Origin of the sequence: Staphylococcus sp. HMSC077D08 (genome assembly GCF_001837945.1) — a bacterium.
Lineage (GTDB): Bacteria > Bacillota > Bacilli > Staphylococcales > Staphylococcaceae > Staphylococcus > Staphylococcus epidermidis.
The window spans coordinates 16099-34091 of the sequence record NZ_KV834799.1 but is presented as its reverse complement, the minus strand read 5'-3'; the positions used below and the strand labels follow the sequence as shown (position 1 = coordinate 34091).

Genomic DNA, 17993 nt, shown 5'->3' with positions numbered 1-17993 from the left:
CATATTGTCATTCAGTTTTCAATGTTCATTTTGTAAAATCAATCTTTTATATTGTACTATATCGCTTCGATAAAAGTCAATAACTAATTGATATTACTTAATTAATTTTAAAAGCTTTTCATTAACTTTGCAAGGGTTATTTTTACACCAACTTAACAAAGTTATTAATCGCTTTACATCCACTTTTTAGCGACTTTTATATAATATCAATTTTATGTTTTGAAGTCAACATTTAAATTGAATTATTTTTTATTCGTATGAGTTCTTTTATTCACTCACAAGAAGATATTCTAACACATTTCTTAAAATTTGCAATAGAAAAATCGTATGAAAATATTTTTCACACGATTTAAACACAATTTAGGTATTATCGATTTTATTGTTTTTGGGTGCTTGCTATAACTTTTCTTGCGATTGAATTATATAATTCTCCTAAACAATCATCCGATTGATATATCGAAGGCGAAAAGTCATTGGGATTCCATGTAGGTTGTTCTAATGGAAGTTCAGCAAATAATTGCGTCTCAAGTTCATCAGAAAGCTTTTTGCCTCCTCCTTTTCCAAAAACATACTCTTTTTTACCTGTTTCCTTACTTTCAAAATAGCTCATATTTTCTATAACTCCAAGAATAGTATGTTCTGTATGTTTAGCCATTGCACCTGCTCGAGCCGCTACAAACGCCGCGGTTGGATGCGGTGTCGTTACTATAATTTCCTTACTTGATGGTAACATTGAATGTACATCTAAAGCTACATCTCCTGTGCCAGGTGGTAAATCAAGAAGTAGATAATCAAGTTCTCCCCACTGTACTTCTGTAAAGAAATTTGTAAGCATCTTACCAAGCATTGGACCTCTCCAAATAACCGGTGCATTTTCTTCTACAAAAAATGCCATTGAAATAACTTTTACTCCATGTCTCTCTACAGGTATTATCTCCTTACCATCTATACCCGGTCTTTCATCTATTCCCATCATATCAGGCACACTAAAACCGTATATATCAGCGTCTACTAATCCTACTTTCTTACCTTCTCTTGCTAAAGCTACGGCTAAATTAACAGCCACTGTCGATTTACCAACCCCACCTTTACCTGAAGCTATAGAAATAAATTCAACTGGGTTATTTTGTGATAATAGTTCTTCAATGGTTTTGGGCTTTTCACTACCTTTTCCTATATATCTCTCGACTACTTCGCCAGGAAGTTCTTCAAAACGAATTCCCACAGTATTTGCACCATTTTCTTTTAAGGCTTTGACTATAGCCATTTGAAGATCTAATTGTGGTTGCCCCCCTAATTGCGCCATTGCCACCTTAACGCTCACATGGTTAATATTATCCTTAATAGACACATCAACAATACCTTCAGATTCCTTCAATGGCACATCTATAATCGGATCCTTTAATGCCCCTACAATTTCTTTAACTTGATTTACCGTTAACAAAGTAAATCCCCCTTATTGATTTTTAATTTATCTACATAGCAACTAATAGTTGCCTGTTTATATATCATTCATATTTTTTAGTATAAGACTTTTCCTAATATAAAAAAAGAAGTTAGCCCATTTTTAAAATAGACTAACCACTAATTATTATACTTTCCTACTATTGTGAGTAGAATGATTAGGCTCCTTTATAAATAATGCTAGAACAAAAGCAATAATCACAAAAACAGTGACTAACGCGAACGATACATCAACTCCCGCAGCAACACTTTGCCGTTGAATCATTTCTTTACTAGCGTGATTACTTGATGATACAACCCATTGAGCACCTATACTCATAAAAGTGACCATTAGAGCAGTTCCTAGAGATCCCGCCATAACACGTCCAAAGTTCATAATTGCCGTTCCGTGGGAAATGTTTTCAGTTTTCAATGCATTTATCCCCGTCGTATTGATAGGCATCATTAATAAAGACACAGCAAACATACGAATCGCATAGATTACAATCAAGTACGTATAGGATGTATCTACTTTAAGAAAGCATAATAGAAATGTACAAGAAATCAATAAGATAAATCCAGTAAATATTAACGGTCTAGGCCCATATTTATCGTAAAACTTCCCAGTAAACACAGACATAATACCATTGATAATCGCGCCAGGCATAATTACTAATCCTGATAGCAACGCAGATAATCCTAAAGCATTTTGAACATACAATGGAATAAGTAATGCAGGTCCTACCATAGATAACATAATAATCATAGAAGTAATTGTTGAAAAACAAAATATTTTGTTATTAAATATTTTCAAATTTAATAATGGATTAGAAATTGTAATTTGTCGTTTAACAAAAATACCAATGATGATTAGACTTATTAAAAGCGAACAAAGGACAATTGGGTTAGAAAAACCTAGGTTACCAGCACTACTGAAAGCATAAAGCATTAATCCAAAACCTAATGTAGAGTATATAACGGATTTTTTATCCAGTTTTGTTTCTTTCGTTGTGTTATAACTTGAAATCGATACAAAACCAAATATAAATGTAACTAATGCTATACCGACAATAACAATAAATGGCACTCTCCAACTTGCATTGTCAATGATTAAACCAGTAAATGTAGGTCCAATTGCAGGTGCAAATTGTATAACTAATCCTGCAAGTCCCATTGCAAATCCACGGTGTTCTTTAGAGAACAATGTAAACAATGTAAATTGCATTAATGGCATGAGTATACCTGCACCGACAGCTTGTATTACCCGTGCAAACATGAGCACGCCAAAATTAGGTGCAATAGCAGCAACGATTGATCCTATCAGAAATGTTCCCATTGCACCTAAATATAGCGGTCTTGTTTTTACTTTATCCATTAAGTAAGCGGTAAGTGGAATCATGACACCATTCACTAACATGAAACCTGTAATCAGCCACTGCGATGTATTCTCATTAATATTTAACTCACGCATAATGTGTGGCAAGGCTGTATTAAGTAATGTTTGATTTAAAATGGCCACGAAAGCGCTAATTAACATTACAGATACGATTAAATTTCGCTTAGTCTTAGATAATTCATAACTGGCCATAAACATATACTCCTTTTTATTCAAATGATAATTTTATATTCAATCAAATTTTATTTACCGATACAAACTTAATGCTCAGAATAATGATAGAAATTTCTTGTTATTTTGAATACCATTATTGTGTAATTATTCAAACTTTGTACTGCTTGGTAAAGCATGATATAACTGCAATTTTTAATAGCATTATCAAACATTGCTATTAAATAATTAAATTATTTTCTATCGTTAAGTTCAATTATTCCATATTAAATTCTCTTTTTTTACAAACGCCTTACTTTTTATTATTCAAATTTTTACTTTCAGGATAAAAAACTTCTTTACATACAAATAAAAATCCTATAATAATCATAATTACCCAAAAATGTATATTAACATGTACATAGTGTATGTGAACTATAAAATAAAACATAATTGTAGTAACAATGTAGGAGATGAGATGAAAGTTAATACCTTGAAAGTATGGATTTTTTGGAAGATTCTTTTTAAAATAATCCATTAAATGCTCAATTGAAAATAAAGTAAAATAGCCTAATACGATATAACTACCGTAGTATATTAAATTATCATAAAAGCCTTTATTGTAACTAAAATCGCCTAAGTGTAAATAAATAAGGATGCGACTCAAACCGTACAAACCAAAGCCTAAAAACGTTAAAAAAATGGCTCCGGAAATAATAAATATAGTGAGAACAATAAGTGTTACTAATAAATGATATGATTTATTTTTTAAAAATTTCATCACTTTTGTCCTCCCTTACACTTCGTATATACATATATATTATCATGTAAATAAAAGCATATAAAATTTTAAGTTATACAACATTTCTTCTTCTCATCTCAACTTATTTCTTTTTATTTTCACAAAAAAAGCAAGTAGATATGGTATACGCATTTCTACTTGCTCATAATTAAAAAATCATTCTGTAATGTTTCTAAGATTGAATAGGATTACTCTTAAATAATGTCATCCACATTACAATTAAACATACTGAAATTATTGATACTAATCCTAATACATTGTGTAAATTAGAACCAAATAAACCAACATTTAGTGCATACATATATCCCATAATCGTAGATCCGACAGACGAACCTAAATTTTTTGTCAATGCATAAAACGACATCATCTTTTTCATATTTTTTGGAGAAGTTTCCTCTTGGACAATAACACTATCTTTTGTATAAATATAGCCAAAACTTAAACCTGCAAATATAACCGCAAAAGCAATAAGCAATGGGAGTTTTAAGCCAAACATTATCATCAGACTACAAACTAATAAAACAAAGAATGAGCAAATATATAATGTTTTTCTAGTAAAATGCGCTTCTATTTTAGCTAAATTGAAATTAAGCGTAATCCAAGCAACAGACAACGGGAATATTACAAATCCACTTTGTAAAGGTGATAAACCAAGTTTTTCTTGTAAATATACTGGTATATATAAATTATATCCCATCAATGTTATCGCAATTAGTAAATCCGTTATAAAAACTAGAACTATTGATATGTTAAATTCTTTCGTTGGTAAAAATGGTTGTTCGAAACTATTTTCTACTTTAAATAGCATCCATAAAACAACTAAAGCTAAAATAATTGAGAATATATTAAAAATAATATGATGTTGGTTGAGTAAACCAAACATTAATAAAGCTATAAAGATATAAAAGATAATCAATCCTTTTATATCAAAACGACTCTGTTGTACTTGTGTCTCATCAGGAAAATGAAAAGTCATAAATACAAGTATTATTGCCAATATAGCAATAGGAATATTGATATAGAATAGCCAATGCCATGAAGCGAACTCTAAAATCGCACCACCTAATAATGGACCAATAATACTCGAAATCCCCCAGACACTTCCGACGATACCCATAATTTTATATCTTAACGGAATTTCAAAAGCCAACTTTGGAACTATTTGTGAGAGTGACATCATAACTCCTGCTCCAAAACCTTGTACTATTCGAGAGATAATTAAAAAAGTAAACGTCTGACTTAATCCCGACATTAAACTACCTAAGGCAAACAATGATACCCCTACAACAGCAATGTTAATAATTTTAAATCTAGACATGAGCTCACCAACGATAGGGTTAGCTATGACTAAAGCAATAAAATATACGGTAAATACTAATGAAACTAGATTACCGGCATTCAAACTATTTTTTATTGTTGGTAATGCTAATGAAATGATTGATGTTTCTATAGCTGCCATAAACATTATTAGTATGAGTGCCATTACAGTAATGATGGACTTAAGATTCATAAAAAAACTCCCTTTTTATTGGATTTAGCTATTGAAACGTAAAATTGACTTTTTAATATGATGGTACTCATACACCATTTGTTTTCAATAAAAAGGAGTGAGATCAGTACATCTCACCCCTTTAAAAAGTCCATAAAGTTAAAATTCCAACGCCACCATGTGTTTATTTAAAGTATAATGATATATCTAAAAATAATACTTATTTTTCTCTCTAACTTAAAAGGATAGAATGTTGCAATTCACATAAAATAAAAAATGCCTATCATATGTAAGAGAGAAGCAAGAACAATAAATATATGCCAAATCATATGAAAATAAGGTTTATTTTTTTGGGCATAAAACCAAGCTCCGATAGTATAAGATAACCCACCAAGAAATATAAAGAAAATAAACCACCATGATGTTCGCATAATAATAATAGGTAAGAATATGATACCTACCCACCCCATCACCAAATAAACAATGAGACTTAATCTATGATTGACTTTAGTTGCTATTGATTTATACAAAATTCCCCATAATGTTGTTCCCCATAATAATATTGTGACAAGCCAACCTAACCAACCACCGACAACACTTAACAAAACAGGTGTATACGTTCCTGAAATAGCCACATAAATCATACTATGGTCAATAATCCTTAATATATATTTATGAGACGTATTATTTTGCATCGAATGATAAATGGTTGATGATATGAACATCATAAAAATACTAATCACATAAATCGACACACTAATTGACTCTAATGTGCCACCATTGTTAAAACTATGCACTGCTGCATATGGAAGAATAAATAATGTAAGTAATGCAGCAGCACCATGTGATGCTGCATTACCAATCTCTTCTCCAAATGTTAAAGGAATGATGTCCTTAAAAGTTTCTACCACAGAATCGTTTTTTCGCTTAGATGATTGAGACATCTATTCCACCACCTTTAGTTAAATCAAATCCATTCGTTTTAAATCTTCTGTAGCTGTATGTACACTATCCTTACCTTCTTTATTTTTTAAAGGTGAAAATTCTTCTTCTCTTGGAACTTGTAGTGTTACAAAGCTTGTACCGTACCTAAATATGTCAAAATAAAATAATTCAAACTTTAATGTAGGACGTTCAACCACACCAAAATTTTCATCTAATTGTTTTAATTGTTTGATTGCCAAATGATATGGTAATTCTCTATCAACAACACTGGTAATGAAACCTAGTTTAAAAGCATGGATACCTATATTAGCATTGTTAAATTGATTTGCTATGTCTGTATCTAATTCGGAATACTCTAACACAGTGTCTTTACAATCAACATTTACAAGTCGACCTACACTTTCACTATCTTTAGGTTGAATTGTTTTTGATGTGATGTCTTTACTTTGTGTCACTGTAAAACCTGCAAATAACGGATCTAAAACTTTAACTAAGACATTATCAATGTTATTTAAGAAGATATATTTGACGTGATCCTGTTGCATTTTATCAAGGTATCCAGCTTTTTTAAGAGACTTGAATACACCCCCATTACCATTAGGTGTTTCCATAATATGTCCATCTCTATTTAAAACAAGTTTTCCTTCTTCACTTAAAGCAACAATGTTATCTTGCTTAAAGAAATGAATATGATTGGCATCATAATTAAAATATTTATGTTGTTTAAAATACTCTATTGTATCTTTATGATTAATGTCACTTGTCATAATATACCAATTAATTGTGTGGCCAGTTTCTTCTTTTAAACGAATCAATTGACGCGCCTGAAGCTCAAATAAACTCGTACCCTCTATTTCAAAAGAACCTTTAGGCCCTTTATATCCTAAACGCGTACCTTGTCCTCCAGCCATCAATAATACTGCAAATTCACCATTTCGTATTGCCTCATAACCTTTTTGTTCATATGTATGTCGTTGTTCTTCATTGAGTCGTGATTTCACTTCATATTTGACTTCAGATACAGAAGATACATCATCAATAGTTTTTCTATTAACATATAAGTCCTGATATAAATCTTGAATTTCTGCAAGATTTAACTGATTCACTTTTTCATCTAAAGCATTCTTTTCATTACTACTCATTAATTTTTCATATTCATACAAATGCTCTTGGTTATACTTTTCCAATTGATTTTTTTCTAACATGATAACGCTCCTTATGTATACGTAATTTTAATTGTTATTTTTCTCATAATAATCTTATTTGATTAACCAATAGTGCATCATAGTATTTAAATATGGTTGAAATAAAGTATATATCGCACCAACATTTAATGCAGTAGCTAGAGATACATCTACTAGTCCCCCAGTTTTAAAATGAATGGGTGATACGATATTAAATGGTAAAGGATAAAATAGTTTAACACCTCTTGGAGTTAATATATCAAGTATAACATGCGAAAACATACCAATAACAATTGCAACCATATAATACATCGGAGTTTGTATGAAGTACAGTAAAAAACTAATTCCTATAATAAATAAAAGTGAATGCGTAAATGTTCTATGACCAAATAAAATTCTGACAAAAAAACTAGTAAGCCTAAATCGTCTTCCTATTTTACTTTGTGTATGACATATATCTGGCAAAATACTTGAAATGACTGAAAGTACAATCACTGATATAGAAGTAAATATATCTGTATGAAAATATTGTGTGGTTATTGCACCGACTAAAAAGCCACATGATGCGTGTGTTTTACCTGTCATGTTTTGTTCTCCTTTATAAGGATATTTTAGCACATTTCGTTTTAAAAAGCGAACATACTTTCGCATTCACTTTCAATTAGTATGACATAATTAAAAAAAGTATCACATAAATACTTGAAAACGATTACACAATCATTTATGATAGGTTTATAAATTAATTAAAGGAAGTGTTTTTAATGGCAATGACAGTTAAGAAAAACGATAATGAAGTTCGTATTCAATGGAGAGTAGCAGATATCAAAATTCCAAATAATGAAATTAAAAATGTTACTCAAGATCAAGATATTCATGCCGTACCAGAAGAGAATGGTAAAGAAATATCTCGAATCGGTTCTACTTTCGGAAAAACAAATCGCGTATTAATTGATACTGATCAACACTTATATATTATTTACACTCAAAATGATCAAAAAGTATATAATGAGTTAACAAAATAAATTACAGATTTATATTTTTTAACATAACTTTATAATTAGACTGTCGACATAACTCAATATAATGTCGACAGTTTTTTAATGTGATATTTTCAAAATTGCTAAGCTGAATGATAAATATTATATTAAAGAAAATAGACTAGGAGGTAATATGAATGTTCGTTGTTACAAATAGAATCACTGTAAAAAAAGGATATGCAAAACAAATGGCGCCTAATTTTACTAAAGGAGGACCTATTGAATCTTTAAAGGGCTTTGAAGGTATTGAAGTTTGGCAAATTGATAAAGATGATTATAGCGAAGATATGTATGTAAATAGTTGGTGGGAAACTGAAGAAGATTTTAAAAATTGGGTGAATAGTGATGTATTTAAACAAGCACATAAAAATACTGGTAAATCCGAAAATTCACCAGTCATTAAAAGCGAAATTGTTAAATCAAATGTTTTATCTTCTTTAAACAGAAGATAAATTATGCAAAGGGAGTGGGCTAGAATACGTATATGATTCATTGTCTAATTTTGCATTTATTATTAAAATAAAACAAGTTTGATATATGAGAAATTTTATTTTAACCATTAGTAATATATTGCTGTTGTTTTGATTAGTTCCCCACTCCCACTAAATTAAAAATGAGTATATCTTTTACCCAATAAATAAATGCGCTAATAAAGCAATTATTGGAAGCGTAATGATAGTACGAATTAAAAAAATCATAAATAATTTACTTATATTAACTGGAATTTTAGAACCAAGAATCACGCCGCCCACTTCAGATAAATAAACAAGTTGAGAGATACTCAATGCTCCAATTACAAAACGTGTTACATCATTTTGAACCCCTTCAATAAGAATTGAAGGTAAGAACATATCGGCAAACCCAATTAGAATTGTTTGTGATGCTTCATGTGCTTCTGGAATTTGTAACAATTCTAGTACTGGAACAAATGGTTTTCCTATAATCTCAAAAACAGGTGTGTAGTTAGCGATAATAGTAGCTATTGTTCCTATACTCATAACTACTGGTAAAATTACAAACCACATATCTACAACTGTTTTAAAACCTGAAATTAAAAATTCTTTAAACCCTGGCGATTTAATTCCAACTTCAGTTGCTAAATCAAAACCATATTTTAATGCTGTTTTGCCTTCTGGTAGCTGTTCATTACGGGCCTCTTCACTTACTTCTTTAGCATATTCGTCAGGAATATTTTTAAGTGGCCAAATTCTTGGCATAATCATTGCTGCAATTAAGCATGAAATGACAACTGTTAAATAAAAATAGAAGAATTGATCTTGCATTCTAATTGTTTCGGCAATGACAATCGCGAACGTAATAGATACAACACTAAAGGTTGTGGATATTACAGTTGCTTCTCTTCTTGAGTAATATCCTTCACCATATTGTCTACTAGTAATTAAAACACCAACTGTACCATCACCTATAAATGAAGCTAGATTATCAACTGTCGATCTACCAGGTAAAGTAAACAAAGGTCGCATGATAGGTCTAAAAATGGGGCCAAGTAATTCTAATAGACCATACTCCATTAATAAAGGTAAAAAGATTGCAGCAAATAAAAATACTGCTACAAGAGTAGGTAATAAACTCGAAAATACTAATCCACCTGTATCTTCAGATTTAATCATTTCAGGTCCAATATTTAAAAATGTTAGCCAAGAGAAGAAGACAGCTAATACTCTCAAAACAAGCCATCCTATTTTAACGTTGAAAGCACTGTTCATTAAACCTTGAGGATTTAATTTATTTTTATAAATTGTAGAGCATAATATTGTTAAAATACCTGATACAGTTATGATAGTTACAATTAAAATTGGCATGATACCACCAAGCCAATCTTTTAATAAACCAGCTAAAAAAGCTATTGGAAGAGTCGTTTGATGCTGTCCATCTTGAACAACTGGTATAGGAATTAAAAATAATATAATCCCTAACAACGACATAGTGATAAATTTAATTCTACCTCTAACTATGTCAACTTTTTTATATTCATTCATATATATTCAATCCATTTCTATCTTTTTATATCCATATGTAATTTAAAGTATATCACATTATATATATGCATTATTTTGAATAATTACGTAAAGAACACTATACGCTATTTATTAACTTTTAGCAAATCCATTTTAACTCTTTTTCCATTTAAGCAGTTCTATTCGTATATGATTTATATTTTTTATTTTTTTAATGAGCCATCAAAATGATATTGTAACATCAATAAGAGCCTGTACATTAATTTGTAATGTATCAGGCTCTATAACTAAAAATATAATATTGAAACTATCAAATATACTACATCTTACGTAATAAAAATAAGAAGTAAGGTGCGCCTATAATTGCTATTACAACACCTACAGGAATATCAAGAGGAGGTTGTATACCTCTTGCTAAACCATCACCAAAAGTTAATAATATTGCTCCTACCAAACCTGACATGATTATAACATGTATATTTTTATGACCGACAAGTTGACGTGCAATATGAGGTGCTATAAGACCTAAAAAACTAATACCTCCTACTACTGCAATGGACGCGCCTGCTAACATTACTGCTAATACAAGTAAAGTCATTTTTAAGATTTTTACACGTGCTCCTAGTGCAATGGCTACATGATCACCTAAATTTAAAATATCAAGTTGATACCCTAATAACAATACTATAGGTACAGTGATAATAAACCATGGTAATAAACTATAAAAACTGGCTATATTATGACCATATAAACTACCAGTTAACCATAATAGCGCATTATTTGCATCAAGAGGATTACGTATAAGCAGGAATTGGACAATGGCCGTACAAATTGCACCTATAGCTAAACCTATCAATGCTAATTTTGATCCCTTTACATCAAATTTAGAAATAAGAACTGAAAGAATAATACTTATTGTCAAAGCACCGATAAATGAACCTAAAGGAAGAACAAATAGAGGTGCCGATGGAAATATCATTATGATTATTACTGCTGCTAAACTTGCCCCTTTTGTTATTCCAATAACATCGGGTGAGGCAAGTGGATTTCTTATAACCCCTTGTATCACCGAGCCAGAAATAGCTAAACTACTGCCTATAAGTATTCCTAAAAGTGTTCTAGGAATTCGATATTCATTTAAAATAAAGTCATTGTGTAAGAAGAAGCCTGTAACTGCATGAATAGGATTAATCATTACTGATCCTATACAAAGACTAAAGATTGTACTAAAAATTAATAACAGTAAGACAATGGTATAGCGCATCTTCAGGTTTTGTTTAATCATATGCGATTCACCCCTCTAACAGTTATGAATAAGAAGTAAAAAGCACCAACAAATGATGTAACAATACCTACTGGCGATTCGAATGGATAAGTAATTAAGCGACACAATACATCAGAAATCAGTAATAAAGTAGCGCCGAATATAAATGTTAAAGGTATCATCAATATATAGTTTTTATTTATATATCTTTTCACTATGTGTGGAACTATCAAACCAACAAATCCTATAGGACCAGCAATAGAAACAGAAACACCAGCAAGAACAACGACCAATATTCCAACAATCATTCTGACGATTTCTGTTCTTTGTCCTAATCCTCTGGCAATATCATCACCTAACTCTAATATAGTTAATTGTCTTCCCATAAATATGGTCACAAAAATAGCAAGGAGTAAAAATGGTAAGATAAATATAATCTGTTGCCATTTTATACCGGCTAATGAACCAACTAACCAGAACATCACTGTATCATTAGAATCTTCATTTAGAATAATTATACCTTGAGTCATACTACTAAAGAACAGATGAATAGCCATACCTGCAAGTGCTAGTTTAATCGGTGTAAGCGACTTAGTAGAGCCAGACAATGTATAGACAGTAAAACCTCCTAGGAAGGCACCAATTATCGCTAAAATTGTAGAGTAAGAGCCTAGAGACGGTATAAGTACAGTTATAAGAACAATAACGAAGGAAGCGCCTGCATTCACACCAAAAATCTGTGGTGAAGCCAAAGGGTTTTTGGTAATTGCCTGCATCAATAAACCTGCAATTGCTAAAGCGCCACCAATAATTAAACCAGCCAGCATTCTTGGCATACGTACATTGTGTATTAAGAAAGTTGCTTTTGTATTCGTGTGTCCAGTGACATAACTTAAAATATCATTCAATTGTATTTTTGAAGAACCAATCGCTAAATTCAAATATACTGAAATAAAAAGAAGGCACACACCCACAATAAAAGTGAGTGTAGTGCGCTTTTTCTTTTTTTGTTCAATAGCGGATTGACTATCTTTATTTACTATAGTCATTGTTTTCCACCTTACTTATTATCTTTGTTACTATCTTTCTTTGATAATTCAACAAGTTCTTTTGCCATTTCTTCTGAAGAAATTAAACCACGTGATCTTGCCCATAAGTCACGGTCTAAAATATCAACACGTTGATTTTTCACAGCATTTAATTTCTTCCATACAGGATCTTTTTCTAGTTCTTTTAGTGAAGGTTCTTTAGAACTTGCCTTATTTGTCATTATGAACATACGCTCAGGATTCACTTGAGATAAAGTTTCAGTGTTCATTTGTAAGTAAGGTCCTTTAAGATACTTACTTAAACCTTTAGTAACATCATCACTTAATGCTTCTTTAAAACCTAGTTGACTTAGGAATTGACCAACATAAGAGTTGCTTGGGTGAGCAAGCAAACCTGATTTAGCAGCTACTGCAGGCAATACCTTTAGATTTTTATCCATAGTTATTTCTTTTTTATATTCTTCAATTTTCTTATCGTGTTCTTCTAAGCGTTTTTTACCTTCTTCTTCTTTACCTAAAGCCTTTGAAATTGTTTTAAAAGCATCAATATTTTCATTATAATCTCCATCGAAACTTTTCAGTTCAATCGTAGGAGCAATTTTATTTAAGTCTTTATAAATACCTTTGTGTCTATTATTATCAGCAATAATTAAATCTGGTTTGAGTTTACTGATTTCTTCTAAGTTAGGTTGTTTACGTGTTCCTACAGAAGTGTATTTTCCAATTTTGTCTCTTAATGGTTTAATAATACGATTTTTTTTGTTATCATCCGCTATCCCAACAGGTTTAACATCTAAAGCAACTAACGCATCAACAAATGAATACTCAAGAACAACAACACGTTTAGGGTGTTTAGGTACCTTCGTAGTACCTTCTTCGTGCTTGATTTCAACTCCATCTTTTGATGACTCTTTACTTGAGTTACTTGAATTATTATTTCCACATGCTGCAGTTGCAATTAAAACAAACAATAAGCCAATTACACTTAAAATTTTTAAACCTCTCACTGTTTCCACTCCTTAATATGTATATGCTTACAATATTAGTTTATTGATAACGATTCTCAATGTCAATAACTTATTTTATTATTTTCATAATTAATCCAACGCTGAACAAATGATGTTTATATAAAAATGCTAATTTTAATAAGTAATGCCTATCAAAATTTAATTTGGAACGGTGCGTTGATTTAAAGGTAAATAAACACTTTTAGCAGTGGGAATATATGGGCATATCAAAGTTTTGAACAAGGGATTCTATTTTTGAATCACTACTATATAACTTAGTTAAATTTTTCATATACATGCTCTGAGACAGCGCTTCATAATTCAAGCTAAATTGAAGTTTATCTCCGATCTGATAATGGTCTTGGTTATTTAAATCAATCATTAAATGGTCACTTGATGCACCTAATATTCTTATATCATCCCCAAGAGGTTTTATCCCCTCGATAAAAGTATCTAAATAACCGATATCAACTATAGCTTGTAAATAAGATTGATTATTTTTTTGATATAGGCGTGGTTTTATTTCTATAATTTCTGCTTCTAATACTATCGCATTTTGATATAAGCTATTAATTGAATGATTTGTCGTCGTATCTATACCCCTTAATAATGCTTCCCCTATACGAAGATCATTGATTTTATTTAAATGATTGTACAGTGTTTGAGGTAACATACTCGAATTTCCACCTGAAATAATTCTAAACTTAAAATGAGTTTCACTTTCTACATCATGTATAAATTTGTTTATCATACGAACATCTTTTTCATTGGGTGCTTCTGATTTAAAGCACATAAAATTAAATGCCAAGCCAACAAGTTGTATGTGAGATAATTTAAGTATTTCTTGTACATAGCGTACCACATCATAGGTCAAGACCCCTTCTCTACCATCTTTCCAGTCAACCATTAGCATGATTTGATGTTTAATATCAAGAGATTTTGCTAACGTATTAAGTTTTTTGATTGTGGTTAATTCAGTTTGGATACTCATTTCTACTCTTGAAATCATCTTTTCCAAATCTGCTTCAACAGTAGGTCGTAACAATGTAAATGTAATGCCTAAATCTTTGAGTTGTTCAATATTATCTAGTCTTGATTCAGCAAAATGTGTAATTCCTAAAGACTTAATACTTGATACAATATGTTTATCCCCTGCGACACATTTAATTACTGGTGTGAAATGAATTTGTTTACATTCTAATAACGATTGAAGTACTTTGGCATTATATTTAATTTTAGATAAATTGACACGAACATTCGCCATGTACTACACCTCTTTTTTTATTGGATTATCTAACTTGGTATTTAAATATTTTTTCACTTTATTTTCCATTCTCATACTTAATAAAGCTTTGACTGTGATAGTTGACCCAAACAATATTTTTTTCAATTTTTCAGCATGTGGCTTGTCATTATCGATTGCCATTTCGATTTCTTCACGCACAATTTCAAATAATTCTTCTTCTATTACTTCATCATACTGATTAAAATGATGAATCAATTCTGCTAACTGATTTTGAATCACTGCATGTTGAAATTTAGCAATAACCTCCTCAATGGTATCTGCAATAAGACTTTCATTTGTAACATCTATTTGAGGAACTTTCTGTTTAAGTGTATTTAAATCTATACGAGAACCACCTAAATCACGTACAATGAATTTCATTTTATAATTAGGTCCAAGATTAACAATCGTATTTTGCATATGCGCTTCAAGTGCTATGCCATAATTTTGAATATACGCAATAAGTGGTGTAACTAAGGTTTGTGTATAAACTGCTATAAAATGCTTAATATGATCAAGTGTGATTTCATTTTCTATCCATTTTAAATAACTATCTACAACTGCCTGATTATCAATTGGATTAGGATTAACTAAACTAGCTGTTACAACTGTACAACCATAATCATATATCGTTGGTTTTTGACGTATGATAAGCGCTAATTGTTTTGATAAATCAGATGCCGTGTGAGCATAAGCTCCAAAAGGTTCCATCGCGACTTGAAGTTCTGGAAATTCCTGAAGCAATCCTTGTAATGCATGGCTTAACTTAGGACCATCTACAGTCGTAACTGATGAAACTGTTCTAATAGCACTTGTAGCTTGAACATTTACTGGCAATTTTACATGATATGGTTTATGAATTAAATCCATTGTTCTAAATGATAAAGTAGCTTTAGACTCAACAGTAAATGGTGTAGGTAGTAAGATTTTCTTGGCTATCCATTCTTCAAATTGTTCGCCGATAGTATGATCATACTGCCAAGGATGTATCAACATCACTCTGTAATTGTTAAGATTTAATCGAAGTGGCTCGAGGTAGCATTTTAAACGATCTCGATATTCAGGAATAACTTGATTCAGAATAAAATTCTGATCATCATTTATTGCTGTTGTTACTACATGATTTTTTTCAATAAGCATAATATTTAATGGAATAACTTTTTCAAATTCTGGTGCATAAAGTTTCAATTCATTATTACTGAGAGGCAATTTAGTTTTTGTTAAAGGATGTGTTGGATGCCCTTCTATCACAAGACTTTCCGAGTAACTTAAATCATCTGTCATACCACTATCTTGTAAATGTTGCAGCCAAGCTATAAAATTTATAGAATCGGGTAATTTACTAAATTTCATACTCTGATGAATGAGAGTTTGTCTATTATAAAAATGTTTGTACGTTTCATACAAACTATCCCTACTATGAATTAATTCATTGTATAATCGTTTTGAAATGTTGATACGGAATATTTCCGTTAGTATTTGAAGAAGTTCTTCTAAACTTTCAACTGATTGAGACAATTTTTTATTTACTAATACTATGTCACCAGTAAAAACATATCTTTTTAAGGCACTTTTTCGAGCTACTTTTAACGATAAAAGGTGATCATTGAGAAAAATTTCAACTTTATGCGTACCTTCTTTAATACACATACCTTCAGAAACAATATGCTCCTTAATCATTGCGTTAATCGTTCGATATTGGATGTTTTTGTCAGCTAAAAGCCATTCCTTATGATTCATTATTGCTCTCCTCCATATTCGAAATACGTTGTATGATATAAAAAATGATTGAAATACTAATAGTGCTAATTCCCATAATAGTAAATGTAGTTAAAATACCGAACATATCCGCGAAAAAGCTCATTATTAAACTACCTAACGGAATCATACCTCGATCCATCATTACAATACTTAATACTTTCCCTCTATCACAGTCCTTTACACTATGTTGAAAATAAACTCTATTAGTTGTTCTAGCCCATTGACTAAACAAACCTATTAACGTAATACATATAAACATGACTACTAAATGATGTATGATAATACCTAGTAAAGCCATACCAAACAATATTGAACTGAGATAATACATTTTTACTGTACTCAAGTGTTTTAAAATTGATGGTAAGACTATCGTTGCAACAATTCCTCCAATCGCACAAAAAGTCATAGCTATACCAAACACTTGCGATTGACCAGGAAAAATATGGTTTGTTAGTACTGGTAAAACTGTAGTATAAGAAAAGCCTGTTGCCATAATAATTATAGACGTTATGAATATCTGACTACCTTCTAAATTACTTTTAAAATAATTTAGCACAACTTTAAGTGGTAATGCTTTTCCTTCTTTTTGACTTACTATGACTTCAAAATGAATAGGTATGCATAAAATTGCTGCGATAAGATAGCACATTGCTTGAGCTAAAAATGTAGTGGGTGTATGGTATACAGCTATTAAGCCACCTGCTATTGCGGGCCCTATTGATCGACATATATTAATAATGAACGAATGAAAGGAAACTGCTTGAGTTGTAGAAATTTTACTAGATAAATCAGGTAAAACTGCTTGTCTCACCGGAGTTTCTACAGCACTTAGTATCCCCCTAAATGTTGCATATAAAAGTATGATGAAAATCGGTATAGTGTTAAGACTATATGTAAGTAAACACAATAATGCTGTAATGATGAATGATGAACTAATAGTGATACGTAACAGGAGACCTTTGTCATATTTATCAGCTATGGATCCTGCCCAAACACTTAATAGTAAAATAGGTATAAGACGACAGAAATTAACTAAGCCTAAATATACAGCATTATGATATGTTGTGAGTACGAACCAATTTAACCCCACTTGACCAATCCAATTTCCTAAAAATAACAGAAAAGAACTGGAAAAGAAATATTTTGCCATCAAATTCCACCTGTCTTTTTCGTTGATAATAATTATCATTATCATTAATATG

16 protein-coding genes are annotated in these 17993 nt (G+C 30.9%); 2 read left to right on the top strand and 14 right to left on the bottom strand.

Annotated features, from left to right (window positions below; all coding sequences use genetic code 11):
- Window positions 1–376: 376 nt before the first annotated feature.
- The 7 genes from HMPREF2663_RS08635 to HMPREF2663_RS08605 all read right to left on the bottom strand — a co-directional run bounded on the left by HMPREF2663_RS08635 (window position 377) and on the right by HMPREF2663_RS08605 (window position 7994).
- Complete coding sequence (locus tag HMPREF2663_RS08635) at window positions 377–1444, bottom strand: P-loop NTPase (RefSeq protein WP_070846217.1); 1068 nt, start codon at window positions 1442–1444, stop codon at window positions 377–379.
- 147 nt (window positions 1445–1591) lie between these two features.
- Entirely contained in the window at window positions 1592–3031 is a 1440-nt protein-coding gene (locus HMPREF2663_RS08630; RefSeq protein ID WP_002458404.1) for an MDR family MFS transporter, read from the bottom strand.
- 271 nt (window positions 3032–3302) lie between these two features.
- Window positions 3303–3770, bottom strand: coding sequence for a SepA family multidrug efflux transporter (locus HMPREF2663_RS08625; protein WP_002458403.1), 468 nt, complete (start codon window positions 3768–3770; stop codon window positions 3303–3305).
- 193 nt (window positions 3771–3963) lie between these two features.
- On the bottom strand, window positions 3964–5301 hold the full coding sequence (gene sdrM / locus HMPREF2663_RS08620; RefSeq protein WP_002475622.1) for a multidrug efflux MFS transporter SdrM: 1338 nt from the start codon (window positions 5299–5301) through the stop codon (window positions 3964–3966).
- Window positions 5302–5540: 239 nt separating this feature from the next.
- Window positions 5541–6224, bottom strand: coding sequence for a PAQR family membrane homeostasis protein TrhA (locus tag HMPREF2663_RS08615; RefSeq protein WP_002447365.1), 684 nt, complete (start codon window positions 6222–6224; stop codon window positions 5541–5543).
- A gap of 18 nt (window positions 6225–6242) precedes the next feature.
- Window positions 6243–7430 (bottom strand): UTP--glucose-1-phosphate uridylyltransferase, encoded by a 1188-nt coding sequence (locus tag HMPREF2663_RS08610; protein ID WP_002475739.1) that lies wholly within the window; start codon window positions 7428–7430, stop codon window positions 6243–6245.
- 54 nt (window positions 7431–7484) lie between these two features.
- The gene (locus HMPREF2663_RS08605; protein WP_070846215.1) at window positions 7485–7994 is read right to left on the bottom strand and encodes a metal-dependent hydrolase; all 510 of its coding nucleotides are present in this window, start codon (window positions 7992–7994) and stop codon (window positions 7485–7487) included.
- A 176-nt stretch (window positions 7995–8170) separates the two neighbouring features.
- On the opposite strand from HMPREF2663_RS08605, the gene HMPREF2663_RS08600 reads away from it, so the two are divergent.
- Together HMPREF2663_RS08600 and HMPREF2663_RS08595 are read left to right on the top strand one after the other, a co-directional pair.
- Window positions 8171–8431: a SunI/YnzG family protein gene (locus HMPREF2663_RS08600; protein ID WP_001829752.1), complete on the top strand. Its 261-nt coding sequence runs from the start codon at window positions 8171–8173 to the stop codon at window positions 8429–8431.
- Window positions 8432–8583: 152 nt separating this feature from the next.
- Entirely contained in the window at window positions 8584–8898 is a 315-nt protein-coding gene (locus HMPREF2663_RS08595; RefSeq protein ID WP_002475742.1) for a heme oxygenase, read from the top strand.
- A gap of 174 nt (window positions 8899–9072) precedes the next feature.
- On the opposite strand, the gene HMPREF2663_RS08590 is transcribed toward HMPREF2663_RS08595, so the two are convergent.
- The 7 genes from HMPREF2663_RS08590 to HMPREF2663_RS08560 form a co-directional block, all read right to left on the bottom strand.
- The gene (locus HMPREF2663_RS08590) at window positions 9073–10446 is read right to left on the bottom strand and encodes a YjiH family protein (RefSeq protein ID WP_002496346.1); all 1374 of its coding nucleotides are present in this window, start codon (window positions 10444–10446) and stop codon (window positions 9073–9075) included.
- A 298-nt stretch (window positions 10447–10744) separates the two neighbouring features.
- Entirely contained in the window at window positions 10745–11710 is a 966-nt protein-coding gene (locus tag HMPREF2663_RS08585) for a FecCD family ABC transporter permease (RefSeq protein WP_002447360.1), read from the bottom strand.
- Window positions 11707–12738: a FecCD family ABC transporter permease gene (locus HMPREF2663_RS08580; protein WP_002476067.1), complete on the bottom strand. Its 1032-nt coding sequence runs from the start codon at window positions 12736–12738 to the stop codon at window positions 11707–11709. The genes HMPREF2663_RS08585 and HMPREF2663_RS08580 overlap by 4 nt, the downstream gene beginning before the upstream one ends.
- A gap of 11 nt (window positions 12739–12749) precedes the next feature.
- Entirely contained in the window at window positions 12750–13745 is a 996-nt protein-coding gene (locus tag HMPREF2663_RS08575) for an ABC transporter substrate-binding protein (RefSeq protein ID WP_070846212.1), read from the bottom strand.
- A 202-nt stretch (window positions 13746–13947) separates the two neighbouring features.
- Window positions 13948–15009 (bottom strand): alanine/ornithine racemase family PLP-dependent enzyme, encoded by a 1062-nt coding sequence (locus HMPREF2663_RS08570; protein ID WP_070846210.1) that lies wholly within the window; start codon window positions 15007–15009, stop codon window positions 13948–13950.
- A gap of 3 nt (window positions 15010–15012) precedes the next feature.
- Entirely contained in the window at window positions 15013–16770 is a 1758-nt protein-coding gene (locus tag HMPREF2663_RS08565; RefSeq protein WP_070846208.1) for an IucA/IucC family protein, read from the bottom strand.
- A complete protein-coding gene (locus HMPREF2663_RS08560) occupies window positions 16760–17941 on the bottom strand; it encodes an MFS transporter (protein ID WP_070846206.1) in 1182 nt (393 codons plus the stop codon). Before HMPREF2663_RS08560 ends, HMPREF2663_RS08565 begins: the two co-directional genes overlap by 11 nt.
- Between the last annotated feature and the right edge of the window lie 52 nt (window positions 17942–17993).